The following is a 14,689-nucleotide window of genomic DNA, read 5'->3' as shown; positions in this document are numbered from 1 at the left end:
AAAAAGACGGGACAGGGCAGCGGGCTTACCACTGCGCGGTGATCGAAAAGTGGGTGATGGCCGGGCGGTCCCAGCCTTGCGGCTGGTGCAGCGCGCGCTCGTGGGTCAGTTCGGCGGACAGATGGCCGCCCAGGCTCAGGCGCAAGCCGGCGGCCCAGCCGGACAGGCTGCGCTCGGGGCCGGTCTCCCCGACCGGGCGCGAGATCTGGCCGGCGTCCAGGCCCAGGTAGGGTTCCAACGCCAGCGCGCCGGCCGGCGGCAGCGGCCAGCTCAGTTCATTGCGCAGGTAGTAGCCGCTCTGCCCCACCAGCGAACTGGCATTGAAGCCGCGCACGGTGCCGCGGCCGCCGATGGCGAATTGCTCGCTGGACATCAGCAGGTCCGGACTGTACTGGCCGCGCAGTTCGCTGCTCCAGCGCAAGGTCTGGCCGCAGGCATGTAGCGGCAGTTGCAGCGCCAGCCGCCCCTGGTAAAGCTGATGGCGCGGATTGGGGCCGCCTTGCGCCGCCTGGGCGTCAGACTGCGCGCCCCAGGCGCCGATGCCGCGCTGATAGCCGATGGAACCGTCCAGCACCGCCTCGCCCCAATACTGGCGGTGGCTGAGCTCCAGCCCGGCGATGGTCAGGTCGCGGCGCTGCTGCGCCACTTCGGCGTCCTCGATGAAGCTGCGCGACGCCTTGCGCGTCAGGCTCAGCTTGAGTTCGGTCTTGCCGCTCTGGTCGCGCCGCAACAGCCGCGACAGCGACAACTGGGTATTGCGGCTGTGGCCGCTGGAAATGAAATCCTGGTTCACGCCCTGCACCGTCTGGCGGTAGGCGAAGCCGCTGTAACTGGCCATGGCGGTCCAATCGCCCAGCGGCAGCAGCCAGGAGGCGGCGGTCGACTGGCTCAAGGGATGGCGCAGATGCTCGGCATCCTGAGTCCACGACAGCGCCAGCACATCGTTCAGGCCAGCGGCGCCGCCGATATTGAGGCTGGCGGCGCTTTGCAGCCGGCCGGTGGCGCGCTGGCCGGAGTCGTCCAGCGTCAGCGCGCCGGACAGCGGCCGGCCGCCTTGCCGCGCCACCACCACATCGCTCTCGCCCGGCGCCTCCGCCGGCACCATCTCCATGGTTGCCTGCTGGCCCGGCAACCGGCCCAGTTGCTCCAGCCCTTGCTCCAGGTCGCGCACATTGAGAATGTCGCCGGGGCCGGATGAAAACGCCGAACGCAGGGCCAGATCGCTGCCGCCTTCCTTCAAGCGGATGGCGTGTATCCTGCCCGCCACCACCGCCAGCCGCAGCGTGCCGCCGCGCAGATTCTGCTCCGGCAGATAAACCCGGCTGGTGACGAAGCCGCGCGCCACCATCTCGTTGGTCAGCGCCGCCACCAGGCGATTCAGCGCGTCCAGGCCCATGCACTTACCCAGCCCGGCATCCAGCAGCGGCTGCAGCCAACGCTGCCAGCTGGCCGGCGCGCCGTCCAGTTGCGTCTGGCCGATGGCAAAGCAAGCCGCCGCCGGCGCGGCGCCCGGAATGGCGGGCGCTGGCTTTGCGCCCGCGGACGAAGGCAGAAAGACATCCGGACGTTGCTGCAGCGACTGGCGTTGCTGCTCAAGTTGTTGCTGCTGCAGGCGCAGCAGCTGATCGGTTTGCTGGATCAAGGCAGGCGGCGCGGCGGCCTGGCAGATGGTGGACAGCAAAAAGCCGCCATGCGCGGCGGCCAGAGAACGGAGTTTCATCACAGGCGGCTTAATATTTTTATAAAAAACTTAACAATTAGCCGATTATTTTACACTTGATTAACATGTTAAATGGATAAGTAAAAACACTTAAACATAAGACAAGACCATGATATTCAACACATGTTTCCCTAGCCGCGCCGGCAATGAATCACCGCAGAGCGCCATCAAAAACGCAAAATCTGCTGCTGCGTGCCAATGGGGAAACCGTGCCGAAACGCTCTGACCTGCGCGCGCAGATTTTGTCAAAAGCTTAGCCAAACGACAAGAATCCGGCCCGGATTTTGCAAATATGGCGCTAGCGAACTTTTACCGCCGCTCCAGGGTAAAAAGCTCTGTTCCGCGCAACGCAACCACACCATCGTCATTCATCATGGCAAATACAATCGCGCGCAGAGGCAGATGAAAAGACAATGGCAACAATCCTTACCAAATCAATAGGAAGCTGTGTCGACTCAAGACTCGCCCAGCCAATAAAATGAAATTTTTTCATAGCTGCCCTTAACTCCATCAATGCGGCAATGCAGCATTCACGGAAAATTCCAAAGGCATTTTATTTTTACCAGATATGAATTATCAAAAAAACAACACGAATCCAGATAACAAGAAACGTAAACAAAATTTCATAATGCATAATTTCATCCGCTCAGGAGAATGCAACGGAATGTGACGCAGACAAGCCGTTGATATCAATAAAACTGCCAAATAGTATCAATCCGCCCGCCGCGCAATGCTGATGACATCCCAAACAAACCATCCAGCTTGTTAATAAATGTTTCTTGACTGGGAACTTTTCATCGCGACACACTGCGCCTTCACTACGGCGGAATAAAAAAAGCACCGCCTTGGCAGATGCCCGCGTGGCAAATCAAAAACAAAGGGTTTTAGAGAAATGAAGAAAGCTATCCTCGCCGCCGCCATCGCCGCGGCCGTTCCTGCGCTCGCGCAAGCCGATGTCACCCTGTACGGCTCGCTGCGCGCCGGTGTGTCCAGCACCAAGAACAGCACCAACAACTACACCAGCACCTTCGGCGTGGACGACTTCGGCAGCCGCATCGGCTTCAAAGGCAAGGAAGATCTGGGCAACGGCCTGAAAACCATCTGGCAGGTTGAGACCGGCCTGTCGCTGGACGGCACTTCCGGCTTTTCCAGCACCGACTCCGGCAAGCTGGCCAACCGCGAATCCTATGTCGGCGTGGAAGGCGGCTTCGGCAAGGTGCGCCTGGGCTACCTGACCGACGTACTCGGCGACACAGAATCCACCGACAACCTGTACGGCCCCTTCCGCGACAATATGGGTACCGGCTTCCCGCTGTACGAAGCCACCGACGTGTTCGGCGCCTACGGCGACTCCCGCTTCAAGAACGGCATCCGCTACGACTCCCCGGAACTATACGGCTTCAGCGGCACCGCCCAGTACGGCGCCGGCGAAAGCCAGGCCGCCGGCCAGATGAAACAGGGCGACAAGGTCGGCCTGCGCCTCGCTTACCAGAACAGTGGCTTCTTCGGCGCCTGGGCCTACGCCGGCGCGCTGAATACCAAGGGCGGCAGCAATAGCGCCACCAACCGTCTGGAAGGCGGCTACAACGCCAACAATCTGTACCTGGCTGCCAACTACCAGTGGGTCACCCTGTATGGCAATGCCCACGCCCAGAAGAGCGATAACTCCGGCCCAGTCCTCGCCGGCATCGGCAACTTCCCGACCATCGCCACTGGCACCAACAAGCTGGAAAACACCACTTGGGCCATCAACGCCGCCTACGCTTTCGGCAACTTCAAGCCGTCGGTGGTCTACTCCAAGCGCGGCGACGCCAAGGTGGACGGCGTGCGCTACAGCCTGGGCGCCACTCAGTGGGCCGCCGCGCTGGACTACACCGTCAGCAAGCGCACCCTGCTGCAGGCCGGCTACGGCCAAGTGAAGGAGAACCGCGACGCGCAAACCATCAATGGCCACGCGCAGTCCACCTCCTCCACGGTATGGGCGATGATGAAGCACAACTTCTAAGCAGTCGTCCCCGGTTCCGGAATGTGCAAACAGCCACCCTCGCGGGTGGCTGTTTTGCTTGGCGGCGATAAAAAAGCCAGCCTGGCTGCAGGCTGGCTTTTCGACGCGTCCGCGGCTGGCTTACTCGAAGAAGTCGCGCAGCTTGTCCATGAACGATTTGGAGCGCGGATTGTGGGTGGCCACATCGCCCTGGCTGATGGCTTCGAACTCGCGCAGCAGCTCCTTCTGGCGCTCGGTCAGCTTCACCGGCGTTTCCACGATCACATGGCAATGCAGGTCGCCGAATTCGCTGCCGCGCACGGCCTTCACGCCCTTGCCGCGCAGGCGGTAGACGCGGCCGCTCTGCGTTTCCGCGGCGATCTTCACCTTGGCCATGCCGTCCAGCGTCGGGATTTCCACTTCGCCGCCCAAGGCCGCGGTGGAGAAGGAGATCGGCATCTCGCAGTGCAGGTCCATGCCATCGCGCTGGAACACCGCGTGCTGCTTGATGTGGGTGACCACGTACAGGTCGCCCGCCGGGCCGCCGTTCTGGCCGGGCTCGCCCTCGCCGCCCAGGCGGATGCGGTCGCCCTCGTCCACGCCGGCCGGAATCTTCACGTTCAGCGTCTTGGTGGTCTTCTTCTGGCCGGCGCCGTGGCAGCTGGTGCATGGATCGGAGATCTGCTTGCCGCTGCCGTGGCAGGTCGGGCAGGTCTGCTGGATCGAGAAGAAGCCCTGGCTCATCCGCACCTGGCCGTGGCCGCCGCAGGTGGAGCAGGTCTTGGGCTGGGTGCCCGGCTTGGCGCCGCTGCCGTTGCAGGTGGAGCAGGACTCGTGCGACGGAATGCGGATCTGCTTCTCGCAGCCGCGCGCCGCCTCTTCCAGCGTGATTTCCATGTTGTAGCGCAGATCGGCGCCGCGGTAGACGTTGGAACGTCCGCCGCCGCCGCCGCGCTGGCCGCCGCCGAAGATGTCGCTGAAGATGTCGGCGAAATCGCCGAAGCCGCCGAAGCCCTGGCCGCCGCCGGCGCCGGCCTGCGGATCCACCCCGGCATGGCCGAACTGGTCGTAGGCGCTGCGTTTCTGGCTATCGGACAGGATCTCGTAGGCTTCCTTCACCTCCTTGAACTTGTCTTCGGCTTCCTTGCTGTCCGGATTGCGGTCCGGGTGGTACTTCATCGCCAGTTTGCGGTAGGCCTTCTTGATGTCGTCGTCGGACGCATCGCGATTCACGCCCAGCACATCGTAGAAATCTTTTTTCGACATTGTCTATTCACTCTCCGGCCGGCCTTGCGGCCAGCCCTGTCGTCTTGATGCGGCAAAGGCACAGAGGCCGGCGGAGAGCCTCTCCCCCATTCCCTGTGCCTCGTTCAGCGAGATGCGACGATTACTTCTTGTCTTTCACTTCTTCGAACTCGGCGTCCACCACGTTGCCGTCGTCTTTCTTGTCGCCGGCGGCTTGCGCGCCTTCGGCGCCGCCTTCAGCCTGAGCGGCCTGGGCGTACATGATCTCGCCCAGCTTCTGGCTGGCCTTGGCCAATTCTTCGGCCTTGGCTTCGATGGCTTCCTTGTCGTCGCCCTTGACCACTTCCTCAGCCGCCTTGACGGCGTCTTCGATCTTGGCCTTTTCGTCGACGCCGATCTTCTCGCCATGCTCGGACAGCGATTTCTTGATGCTGTGGATCAGGCCTTCGGCGTGGTTGCGCGCGGTCACCAGCTCGTGCAGCTTCTTGTCTTCCTCGGCGTTGGCTTCGGCATCCTTCACCATGCGCTCGATCTCGGCTTCGGACAGACCGCTCGACGCCTGGATGGTGATGTTGGCTTGCTTGCCGGAAGCCTTGTCCTTGGCGGACACGTGCAGGATGCCGTTGGCGTCGATGTTGAATTCCACTTCGATCTGCGGAATGCCGCGCGGCGCCGGCGGGATGTCGCCCAGATTGAACTGGCCCAGCGACTTGTTGGCCGCGGCCTTCTCGCGCTCGCCCTGCAGCACGTGGATGGTCACCGCGGTCTGGTTGTCGTCGGCGGTGGAGAAGGTTTGCGACGCCTTGGTCGGGATCGTGGTGTTCTTCTGGATCAGCTTGGTCATCACGCCGCCCAGGGTTTCGATGCCCAGCGACAGCGGGGTCACGTCCAGCAGCAGCACGTCCTTGCGATCGCCGGACAATACCGAGCCCTGGATCGCGGCGCCGACGGCCACGGCTTCGTCCGGGTTCACGTCCTTGCGCGGTTCCTTGCCGAAGAATTCCTTAACCGCGTCCTGCACTTTCGGCATGCGGGTCTGGCCGCCGACCAGGATCACGTCGGTGATGTCGGACAGCGACACGCCGGCGTCCTTCAGGGCCACGCGGCACGGTTCGATGGAGCGGGTGATCAGGTCGTCGACCAGGCTTTCGAACTTGGCGCGGGTGATCTTCATCGCCAGGTGCTTCGGACCGGTGGCGTCCATGGTGATGTACGGCAGGTTCACCTCGGTCTGGGTGGCGCTGGACAGCTCGATCTTGGCCTTCTCAGCCGCTTCCTTCAGGCGTTGCAGCGCCATCACGTCCTGCTTCAGGTCGACGCCTTGTTCTTTCTTGAACTCGGTGACGATGTAGTCGATCAGGCGTTGGTCGAAGTCTTCGCCGCCCAGGAAGGTGTCGCCGTTGGTCGACAGCACTTCGAACTGGTGCTCGCCGTCCACGTCGGCGATTTCAATGATGGACACGTCGAAGGTGCCGCCGCCCAGGTCGTATACCGCGATCTTGCGATCGCCTTCCTGCTTGGCCAGGCCGAAGGCCAGCGCGGCCGCGGTCGGCTCGTTGATGATGCGCTTCACTTCCAGGCCGGCGATGCGGCCCGCGTCCTTGGTGGCCTGGCGCTGGCTGTCGTTGAAGTAGGCCGGCACGGTGATCACGGCTTCGGTCACTTCTTCGCCCAGGTAGTCTTCGGCGGCCTTCTTCATCTTGCGCAGCACTTCCGCGGAGATTTGCGGCGGAGCCAGATCCTGGTCGCGCACCTTCACCCAGGCGTCGCCGTTCTTCGCCTTCAGGATTTCGAAAGGCATCAGGTCGATGTCCTTCTGCACTTCCTTGTCTTCGAAGCGGCGGCCGATCAGGCGCTTGGCGGCGTAGATGGTGTTCTTCGGGTTGGTCACCGCCTGGCGCTTGGCCGGCGCGCCCACCAGGATTTCGCCGTCTTCTACGTAGGCGATGATGGACGGGGTGGTGCGGTTGCCTTCGGCGTTTTCGATGACTTTCGGGTTGCCGCCTTCTACCACTGCCACGCAGGAGTTGGTGGTGCCCAGGTCGATACCGATGATTTTACCCATGATGTATTCCTTTTCTCGATTCGTTCCGGCGCCGGCCGATCCGATAGCCAGCGCCTGTTGTCTCAATAAATATTGGCTATGCCGATCTTTTCAAGAGGTCGTCGGCAGCCTTTTTTATGCCTTGGCTTTCGAAACCACCACCATGGCCGGTCGCAGCACGCGGTCGGCCAGCAGGTAGCCCTTCTGCATCACGCGCACCACGGTGTTCGGTTCGGCGTCGGACTCTTCCGCGCTCATCGCCTGGTGCTGGTGCGGGTCCAGCTTGTCGCCGGCCTTGGGCGCGATGTCCTTGATCTGCGCCTTGTCGAAGGCGGACACCAGCTGTTTCAGCGTCAGGTCCACGCCCATCTTCAAGGTGTCGATCTGGCCGCTCTGGTCGAGCAGCGCCATTTCCAGGTAATCCTTGACCGTCACCAGCTCGGCGGCGAATTTGCCGATCGCATATTTATGCGCGGCGGCCACTTCTTCCTGCGCGCGGCGGCGCTGGTTGTCCAGTTCGGCGCGGGCGCGCAGCAGGGTGTCGTTCAGTTCGGCGATCTCGGCTTCCAGCCCGGCGATGTGCTGCTCCGGGGTCTGCTCCAGCTCGGTATGCGCGTCGCTGGCGGTTTCGGTCGCTTCGTTTTCCACGGCTTCGGCCGCCGGGTTCTGATTTTCTTGCATGACGTTTCCTTGGAATTGCACCGGCTAAATTTGATGTCCAGACCCAAGGTAGGGCCTTTTGCATCGATTTCAAGCCCTCGGCGGCGCCGGTCGGCAAAAAGACAAGAAACGAATATCCGCAAATTTCAACTGGCATTTTTTCGTATTGGCAACATTTCAACCAGATGAACGATTCGTTTAAGTGAATGAATTGTTAGCTTATGAAAACACACGATTTTTTCTCTGCTGCACCGCACACAAGCGATTTTTTTTGTGCTTATAATGGCCGCACACCAAGGAAAAAGCCGGCTCGGCATGGCGCGAACGCGCTGTTCAAGCCGGCGCGGAAAATCAGGCCCACACGGCCCGGTTTGACAAAAAAATCCGGAACACCGGATACGCCGACACGCTATTGAGGACGCCGGGCCCGCCTGGCGAGCAGAGAAACGCATCGAGAAGGGTTCTAACATGACGACTCGCGAACAACGCATTGCAGCCATCCAGAAAGACTGGGACGAAAATCCGCGCTGGAAGGGCATCAAACGCGGCTACACCGCCGCCGACGTCGAACGCCTGCGCGGCTCCCTGCAGGTTGAGCACAGCCTGGCCCGCCACGGCGCGGAAAAGCTGTGGAAGCTGGTGAACACCGAGCCCTACATCAACTGTCTGGGCGCCCTCACCGGCGGCCAGGCGATGCAGCAGGTGAAGGCCGGCGTCAAGGCCATCTACCTGTCGGGCTGGCAGGTGGCGGCGGACAACAACGAATACTCGGCGATGTATCCGGACCAATCGCTGTACCCGGTGGACTCGGTGCCCAAGGTAGTGGAGCGCATCAACAACACCTTCACCCGCGCCGATGAAATCCAGCATGCCAAGGGCCTGGACAAGGGCGACAAGGGCTATGTCGACTACTTCGCGCCCATCGTCGCCGACGCCGAAGCCGGCTTCGGCGGCGTGCTGAACGCCTATGAGCTGATGAAGTCGATGATCCGCGCCGGCGCCGCCGGCGTGCACTTCGAAGACCAGCTGGCCTCGGTGAAGAAATGCGGCCACATGGGCGGCAAGGTGCTGGTGCCGACTCAGGAGGCGGTCCAAAAGCTGATCGCCGCCCGCCTGGCCGCCGACGTCTACGGCGTGCCGACGCTGGTGATCGCCCGCACCGACGCCGAAGCGGCCGACCTGCTGACCAGCGACGTCGACCCCAACGACGAGCCCTTCCTCACCGGCGAGCGCACCGCCGAAGGCTTCTACAAGACCAAGAAAGGCCTGGAGCAAGCCATCAGCCGCGCGGTAGCCTATGCCGACTACGCCGACCTGGTATGGTGCGAAACCGGCACGCCGGACCTGGAGTTCGCGCGCAAGTTCGCCGAAGCCGTGCACGCCAAGCACCCGGGCAAGATGTTGGCCTACAACTGCTCGCCGTCGTTCAACTGGAAAAAGAACCTGGACGACGCCACCATCGCCAAATTCCAGCGCGAGCTGGGCGCGATGGGCTACAAGTACCAGTTCATCACGCTGGCCGGCATCCACAGCATGTGGTTCAACATGTACGACCTGGCGCAGGACTACGTGGCGCGCGGCATGTCCGCTTACGTCGAAAAGGTGCAAGAGCCCGAATTCGCGGCCCGCGACCGCGGCTACAGCTTCGTGTCCCACCAACAGGAAGTGGGCACCGGCTATTTCGACGACGTCACCACCGTGATCCAGGGCGGCACCTCCAGCGTCACCGCGCTGACCGGCTCCACCGAGGAAGAACAATTCCACTAAAACCGTCACAAACAGCACACAAAAACCGGCGGAAACGCCGGTTTTTTATTGCGATAAAAATGATAAATTCATTAAATGTCGTCCACAGACCATTCAAAACAAATCAAATCGCAATGTCTGGAGATTTAGTGAAATGAAAAAAATACTGGCTGGCAGCCTAATCATCGCCAGCAGCCTGTGCTTCACCGGCTGCACGTCCATGCGCGTCATCGCCGACAATCAGCAAGCCCTGTCCAGCCTGGCCTCGCCGCAACAAAGCCAGCTGAAACCGGGCGACAAGATCAGCCTCAAGACCACCGACGGCAAAGAGTACACGCTGGTGCTGAGCGCCATCGACCAGCAAGGCCTGGAAGGCAAGCTCACTGATAGCGAGCAACTCACCCGGCTCGCCTGGCAAAATATCAGCGCGGTACAAAAAAACGAGATTGACGGTGTCAAGACCGCTGGCCTTATCTTGCTGCTGTCCGGCGCCACCTTCGCGATCGGCAAGGCTTTCCTGAGCATGTTCCCCGGCTAGCCGGCCGCCCGCCAACAATTGATCCCCAGGAAACATCGATGATCCCGACTACCCCTGATCTTTGCGATTCCTTTGCAGACGCCGTCCGCGTCCTGGAGCCCATTTTCCAGTCATACGGCGGCCATGCCCGCTTCCATGGCCAGATCGTCACGCTGAAGCTGTTCGAGGACAACAGCCTGGTGCGGCAAACGCTGGGAGAAAACGGCCAGGGCAAGGTGCTGGTGGTGGATGGCGGCGGCTCGCGCCGCTGCGCGCTGCTGGGGGATCAATTGGGCGAGCTGGCGGTGCGAAACGGCTGGGCCGGGCTGGTGATAGACGGCTGCGTGCGCGACAGCGCGGCGCTTGGGCAACTGCCGCTGGGGGTCAAGGCGCTGGCCGCGCATCCGCGCAAATCGGTGAAGCTGGGCGGCGGCCAGAGGGATTTGCCGGTGCGCATCGCCGGCTGTGAACTCGCGCCGGGCCAATGGCTGTACGCCGACGAGGACGGCGTGATCGTGGCGGAGCGCCAACTGGCCTAGCCGCCGCCGCGCTGATGCACCGGCAGCGCGCCCTGGGCGTTGGCGGTGCCCCACTCCAGCCTCTGCTCCCACCAGGTGTGGTGCTCCGGCACCAGCACTTCGGGGTTGTCCAGCGAAGCGGCGGTGATGTCGATTTCCTCGGGATCGGATTCGTGGAAGTAGGTCAGCGTGGAGCCGCAGTGCGGGCAGAAGCCGCGCGACACCGCGGCGGAGGAGTGATACTGCACCGGCTTTTCGCCGCGCCATTCCAATTCATGCACCCGCATGGTGAACCAGGTGACGAAAGCCGCCCCGCTGGCGCGCCGGCAGCTGCGGCAATGGCAGTGGGTGATGTGGAAAGGCGTGCCGCGCAGCCGGTAGCGCACCGCTCCGCACAGGCAACCGCCGGTCAGGCCAATGGTCATGACGGCTCTCCCAAGGATTGGGGCGCGCATCCGGGCGGCTTCCTGCGCCTGCCGCCGGGCGCCGCTACGCCCCTGCTCTCTTCACTATGCCTGAGCTATGCTGCATGTGCAAAAAAACTGTCACGCCCCGTGCTGGCGGGCAGCGGGACCGTCGCGTTCTATACTGGCGGAATGGGTATTTTCCCGCGGCGGATACTAGACATGCGCGCTCTTTGGCTTTTTCCCGCCTGGCTATGCCTGTCCGCGCCATGCCAGGCGCAAGCGCTCGACCGCTCGCCGCTGCGCATTTGCGACGATGCCGACGAATGGCCGCCCTACACCTACTATGTCCGCAAAAACCAGCAGCAGACCCGCGAACTGACCGGCTATTCGGTGGATGTCATCACCCGCATCCTGGACAAGCAGCGCATCCCGTTCCGGATAGACCTGTTGCCATGGAAGCGCTGTTTGTCCGCGATCGACAACGACGAGCAATACCTGATGGCCTTGAGCGCCAGCAAGAATCCGGAACGGGAGAAGCAGTTCCTGTTCTCCCTTCCCTATTACCAGACGCACTACTATGTGTTTTATTCGAGAGCCAAGTATCCGGACGGGGTAAACGTCGCCGGCCAGGCCGACCTTGGCCGCTACCGGCTGGGCGGCGTCAAGGGCTACGCCTATTCCGCGCTGACCGCGGTCGACAAAAACGCCATGCTGCGCGCCGCCGACTATCCGACGCTCGCCAGGATGCTGCAGGCCGACCGTTTCGACCTGTTCGCCGAAGACTATGAAGTGCTGGCCGGCCTGGACCGGCTGAGCGTCACCCACATCGTCGACAACCCGGCCATCGGCCGGATGCCGCTGCCCGGCATGCCGGGCAACGCCTTCCACATGATCTTCAGCCGCAAGAATCCCAGGGGCGCCCAGCTGCAACAGCTGGTCGACCGGGAATTGCGGCAGATGCAGGCTTCCGGCGAGCTGGAGCAGTTGCTGCGGCGCTACGTGCCGCGCTGAGCAGCGCCCGCCTCAAAACAAAGCCGATTCGAAATCGTGGATGGCGTGGGCCGCCAGGTTGAACAGCTCGGATGCCTTGGCCGGGTCCTTCTTCAAACCCAGATCGCCGCCCTCGTAAGCCATCGCCAGCGTCTGCAAAGCGGCGGGCATCTCCAGCCTGGCCGCTTGTTCGTACCAGCCGCGCGCGCGCGGCAAGTCCACCGCCACGCCCAGCCCTTCCTGATAGGCGATGCCCAGCTGGAACATCGCTTCGGCGCTGCCCCGCTCCGCCGCCAGTTCGAACCAGCGCCTGGCCGCCGCCGCGTCGCCGCCATCCTTGGCGCGCAGGCCCAGCATGCAGGCGGCGTCGGCTTGCCGGCGTCGCGCCGCCAGCGCCAGCCAGCGGTCGGACTGGCCGGCGTCGGCGGCCACGCCCAAGCCCTTGGCGTAGATCCGCGCCAGGCGGAACGCCGACAGCGCGTCGCCGCGCTCGGCCGCCGCCTGGTACCAGGGCCGCGCCTTGCGCCAGCCCGCCATGCCGCCGTCGCTGGCCAGCGCCTCGGCCAACGCGCGCTGGGCGTCGGCGTCGTCGTTCCTGGCCCAATCCTCCAGTTGCCGCCAGGCCGCCGCGTCGTTGGCGAACTGCGCGTGCTGGCGGGCGTCGTCCAGCTGGGCCTGGCTGGGCTTGGCGGCGCAGCCGGCGAGAATGGACACCGCCGCGATGGCGGCGATCCATGACATATTATGGGATTTCATCGCTGACAACCGGCGGCGGACGCCGCCGGCTCTGCTCCTCCGTGGCGCAGCCGCGTTCACTTGCTCAGATCGACCAGGTAGGTCCAGGTGCCATCGCCGTTGTCCGCCCCCTGGCTCACGCCATTGATGCCGGCGAGGCTGGCCGCCGCCAACTGGTTGGCGATGCTCTTGAAATTGACCTTGGCGTTGATCTTGACGAAGCTCCACGGCCGACTGCTGCCGTACTGGGCCCGGCCCAGGTCGCCATTGGCCTTGATGTAGGCGATCAACACGTCGCGGTTGGCGTCGGGGGCCTGGATGATGGTTTTGGTGCCATCTATGCCGGGGAAGTTGCCGCCGCCGCTGGCGCGGTAATTGTTGGTGGCCACGATGAACTGCTGGGACGGATCGATGGGCTGGCCGTCATACGTCAGGTTGACGATGCGGCTGCCCACCGGCTGGCTGACGTCGATCTGGTACTGCACTCCGTACATCACGTCGAAATTGAACACCTGGAAGGCGGAGTTGATCAGCTCCTGCGGCGCCGACGACGTCGGGTCCACGCTGTTGAACATCTGCGCGGCGCGCTCCAGCCAGTTCTTGACATCCGCGCCGCTCACCTTCACCGCCTGCACCGTGTTGGGATAGAGGTAGAGGTCGGCGGCGTTGTTGATGGCGATCGGCCCCTGCGCCACGTCGGTGTAGTCGCTGGCGCCATTTCGGCCGGCCTTGAACGGCGCCGATACCGACAGCACCGGCAGCGACGCGTACTGCGGCAGGTTGGCCTGCACGTATTTCTTCACGTAGTCCTGCTGCGCCATATTGACGATCTGGATCGCGCTGACATCTCCCAGCAAGGCGAAGTAGGTGTTCATGCGAAAATCGGTGCTGCCTATCGGCGTCTTCACGTAATTGATCGTGGCCTGATGCTCGCCCGCCACCAGTTGCGCAACGCGCGGGTCGGCCGCCACATAGCTGCCGTCGGCGTTCTTGATCGAACGCGTCTCCACCGCCGACTGGCCGGTTTGCACCACCCACTTGCCGCCGCTGTATTTCAGCGTCAGCCGGATCACGCCCAGGCGGTTGCCCCAATTGCCGGCCATCACCGTCGGCACGCCGTTGACGAAGCCCTTGTTGTTGTCCACGCCCTGCATAGCGTTGAACTGCGAGCCGGCCGCGCCCGGGTTGGGGAAGATATCGTGCGAGTGGCCTATCATCAGCGCGTCTATGCCGGTCTTGGTCAGGTGCCAGCTGCCGTTTTCCATCGCCGGGCTGTAGCTGGACGGATCCAGCCCGCCGTGCGACAGCGCCACCACCAGGTCGGCGCCGGCCTGGCGCATCTGCGGCACATAGGTGTTGGCGGTTTCCACCACGCCGTTGGTGTAGACCTGGCCGTTCAGGTTTTTCTTGTCCCAATCCATGATGGTGGGCGGCGTGAAGCCGATCACGCCGATATTCACCGGCACCTGCACGCTGCTGCCGTCCGGCGCGGTGCCGGCGAAAGTGCGCTTGAGCAGGGCATAAGGCTGGAAAATGGGCTTTTTATCCGCCAGATTGGCCACATTGGCCAATACCTGCGGATAAGCCGGCGCGCCGCAGGCGGATGGCCGCGCGATATTGGCCAGGCGGAAATCGGTATTGGTGACCTGCGACAGGAAAGGCAGGCCGAAATTGAATTCGTGATTGCCTATGGTGCCGGCATCGTATTTCAGGTAATTCATCACCTTGTGCACGGCGAGCGTATCCGCGCATTTCACCGGATTCACCGCCGCCTGGTAATCGCCCAGCGCGGTGCCCTGGATCAAATCGCCGTCATCCAGCAGCAGATTGTTCGGATACTGGCTGCGCGCCTGCTGAATCAGCGTGGCTGCCCGCTCCAAACCAAACGACGGATTGGCCGCCAGTTTGTAATAGTCGTAGCTGAGGACGTTTTGGTGGATATCGGTGGTTTCCAGCAGCGCCACGCTGACCGTGGTCCCCTCTGCCGGCCTGCCCGACGGCGCGCTGCCGCTGGAACAGCCCGCCAGCAGCAGGACTGCCCATCCTGCCGCCGCGATATTATGCTTGCTCATCACATGCCTTTCTTGTCTTACCGGGTCTGAATCGCCCAGCCGGCATTCTAT

General features: G+C 62.8%; 12 protein-coding genes. 5 read left to right on the top strand and 7 right to left on the bottom strand.

Annotation, left to right across the window (positions count from 1 at the left end):
• Window positions 1–25: 25 nt before the first annotated feature.
• On the bottom strand, window positions 26–1,720 hold the full coding sequence (locus MY55_RS04670; RefSeq protein ID WP_065202037.1) for a ShlB/FhaC/HecB family hemolysin secretion/activation protein: 1,695 nt from the start codon (window positions 1,718–1,720) through the stop codon (window positions 26–28).
• A gap of 892 nt (window positions 1,721–2,612) precedes the next feature.
• Here MY55_RS04670 and MY55_RS04665 point away from each other — a divergent pair.
• Entirely contained in the window at window positions 2,613–3,725 is a 1,113-nt protein-coding gene (locus MY55_RS04665) for a porin (RefSeq protein ID WP_065202036.1), read from the top strand.
• 120 nt (window positions 3,726–3,845) lie between these two features.
• Here MY55_RS04665 and dnaJ read toward each other — a convergent pair whose 3' ends face one another.
• The 3 genes from dnaJ to grpE all read right to left on the bottom strand — a co-directional run bounded on the left by dnaJ (window position 3,846) and on the right by grpE (window position 7,674).
• Window positions 3,846–4,970 (bottom strand): molecular chaperone DnaJ, encoded by a 1,125-nt coding sequence (gene dnaJ / locus MY55_RS04660; RefSeq protein ID WP_043573916.1) that lies wholly within the window; start codon window positions 4,968–4,970, stop codon window positions 3,846–3,848.
• A 121-nt stretch (window positions 4,971–5,091) separates the two neighbouring features.
• A complete protein-coding gene (dnaK, locus tag MY55_RS04655; protein ID WP_065202035.1) occupies window positions 5,092–7,014 on the bottom strand; it encodes a molecular chaperone DnaK in 1,923 nt (640 codons plus the stop codon).
• 114 nt (window positions 7,015–7,128) lie between these two features.
• Complete coding sequence (gene grpE / locus MY55_RS04650) at window positions 7,129–7,674, bottom strand: nucleotide exchange factor GrpE (RefSeq protein WP_043573920.1); 546 nt, start codon at window positions 7,672–7,674, stop codon at window positions 7,129–7,131.
• Between the two features lie 447 nt (window positions 7,675–8,121).
• On the opposite strand from grpE, the gene aceA reads away from it, so the two are divergent.
• The 3 genes from aceA to rraA all read left to right on the top strand — a co-directional run bounded on the left by aceA (window position 8,122) and on the right by rraA (window position 10,455).
• Complete coding sequence (aceA, locus tag MY55_RS04645; protein ID WP_043573922.1) at window positions 8,122–9,420, top strand: isocitrate lyase; 1,299 nt, start codon at window positions 8,122–8,124, stop codon at window positions 9,418–9,420.
• A 133-nt stretch (window positions 9,421–9,553) separates the two neighbouring features.
• Window positions 9,554–9,937 carry a hypothetical protein gene (locus MY55_RS04640; protein ID WP_043573924.1) on the top strand — a complete coding sequence of 128 codons (384 nt, stop codon included), beginning with the start codon at window positions 9,554–9,556 and terminating at the stop codon, window positions 9,935–9,937.
• 38 nt (window positions 9,938–9,975) lie between these two features.
• A complete protein-coding gene (gene rraA, locus MY55_RS04635; RefSeq protein ID WP_043573926.1) occupies window positions 9,976–10,455 on the top strand; it encodes a ribonuclease E activity regulator RraA in 480 nt (159 codons plus the stop codon).
• On the opposite strand, the gene MY55_RS04630 is transcribed toward rraA, so the two are convergent.
• Window positions 10,452–10,859, bottom strand: coding sequence for a GFA family protein (locus MY55_RS04630; RefSeq protein ID WP_043573929.1), 408 nt, complete (start codon window positions 10,857–10,859; stop codon window positions 10,452–10,454). The genes rraA and MY55_RS04630 overlap by 4 nt on opposite strands.
• Window positions 10,860–11,060: 201 nt before the next feature.
• Here MY55_RS04630 and MY55_RS04625 point away from each other — a divergent pair, with 201 nt between their 5' ends.
• On the top strand, window positions 11,061–11,852 hold the full coding sequence (locus MY55_RS04625) for a substrate-binding periplasmic protein (protein ID WP_065202034.1): 792 nt from the start codon (window positions 11,061–11,063) through the stop codon (window positions 11,850–11,852).
• A 12-nt stretch (window positions 11,853–11,864) separates the two neighbouring features.
• On the opposite strand, the gene MY55_RS04620 is transcribed toward MY55_RS04625, so the two are convergent.
• Together MY55_RS04620 and MY55_RS04615 are read right to left on the bottom strand one after the other, a co-directional pair.
• Window positions 11,865–12,572 carry a tetratricopeptide repeat protein gene (locus tag MY55_RS04620; protein WP_052257993.1) on the bottom strand — a complete coding sequence of 236 codons (708 nt, stop codon included), beginning with the start codon at window positions 12,570–12,572 and terminating at the stop codon, window positions 11,865–11,867.
• 71 nt (window positions 12,573–12,643) lie between these two features.
• Window positions 12,644–14,638 (bottom strand): bifunctional 2',3'-cyclic-nucleotide 2'-phosphodiesterase/3'-nucleotidase, encoded by a 1,995-nt coding sequence (locus MY55_RS04615; RefSeq protein WP_043573934.1) that lies wholly within the window; start codon window positions 14,636–14,638, stop codon window positions 12,644–12,646.
• Window positions 14,639–14,689 lie beyond the last annotated feature (51 nt).

The organism is Chromobacterium subtsugae (assembly GCF_001676875.1).
Classification (GTDB): domain Bacteria; phylum Pseudomonadota; class Gammaproteobacteria; order Burkholderiales; family Chromobacteriaceae; genus Chromobacterium; species Chromobacterium subtsugae.
This window is presented reverse-complemented; position numbering and strand designations above follow the sequence as displayed.

Bases quoted from the DNA above. Each gene is read 5' to 3' on its own strand.
- MY55_RS04625 (WP_065202034.1), top strand. From the start codon at position 11,061: ATGCGCGCTCTTTGGCTTTTTCCCGCCTGGCTATGCCTGTCCGCGCCA.
- aceA (WP_043573922.1), top strand. From the start codon at position 8,122: ATGACGACTCGCGAACAACGCATTGCAGCCATCCAGAAAGACTGGGAC.
- MY55_RS04665 (WP_065202036.1), top strand. From the start codon at position 2,613: ATGAAGAAAGCTATCCTCGCCGCCGCCATCGCCGCGGCCGTTCCTGCG.
- MY55_RS04615 (WP_043573934.1), bottom strand. From the start codon at position 14,638: ATGAGCAAGCATAATATCGCGGCGGCAGGATGGGCAGTCCTGCTGCTG.
- dnaJ (WP_043573916.1), bottom strand. From the start codon at position 4,970: ATGTCGAAAAAAGATTTCTACGATGTGCTGGGCGTGAATCGCGATGCG.
- dnaK (WP_065202035.1), bottom strand. From the start codon at position 7,014: ATGGGTAAAATCATCGGTATCGACCTGGGCACCACCAACTCCTGCGTG.
- MY55_RS04640 (WP_043573924.1), top strand. From the start codon at position 9,554: ATGAAAAAAATACTGGCTGGCAGCCTAATCATCGCCAGCAGCCTGTGC.
- rraA (WP_043573926.1), top strand. From the start codon at position 9,976: ATGATCCCGACTACCCCTGATCTTTGCGATTCCTTTGCAGACGCCGTC.
- MY55_RS04620 (WP_052257993.1), bottom strand. From the start codon at position 12,572: ATGTCATGGATCGCCGCCATCGCGGCGGTGTCCATTCTCGCCGGCTGC.
- MY55_RS04670 (WP_065202037.1), bottom strand. From the start codon at position 1,720: ATGAAACTCCGTTCTCTGGCCGCCGCGCATGGCGGCTTTTTGCTGTCC.
- MY55_RS04630 (WP_043573929.1), bottom strand. From the start codon at position 10,859: ATGACCATTGGCCTGACCGGCGGTTGCCTGTGCGGAGCGGTGCGCTAC.
- grpE (WP_043573920.1), bottom strand. From the start codon at position 7,674: ATGCAAGAAAATCAGAACCCGGCGGCCGAAGCCGTGGAAAACGAAGCG.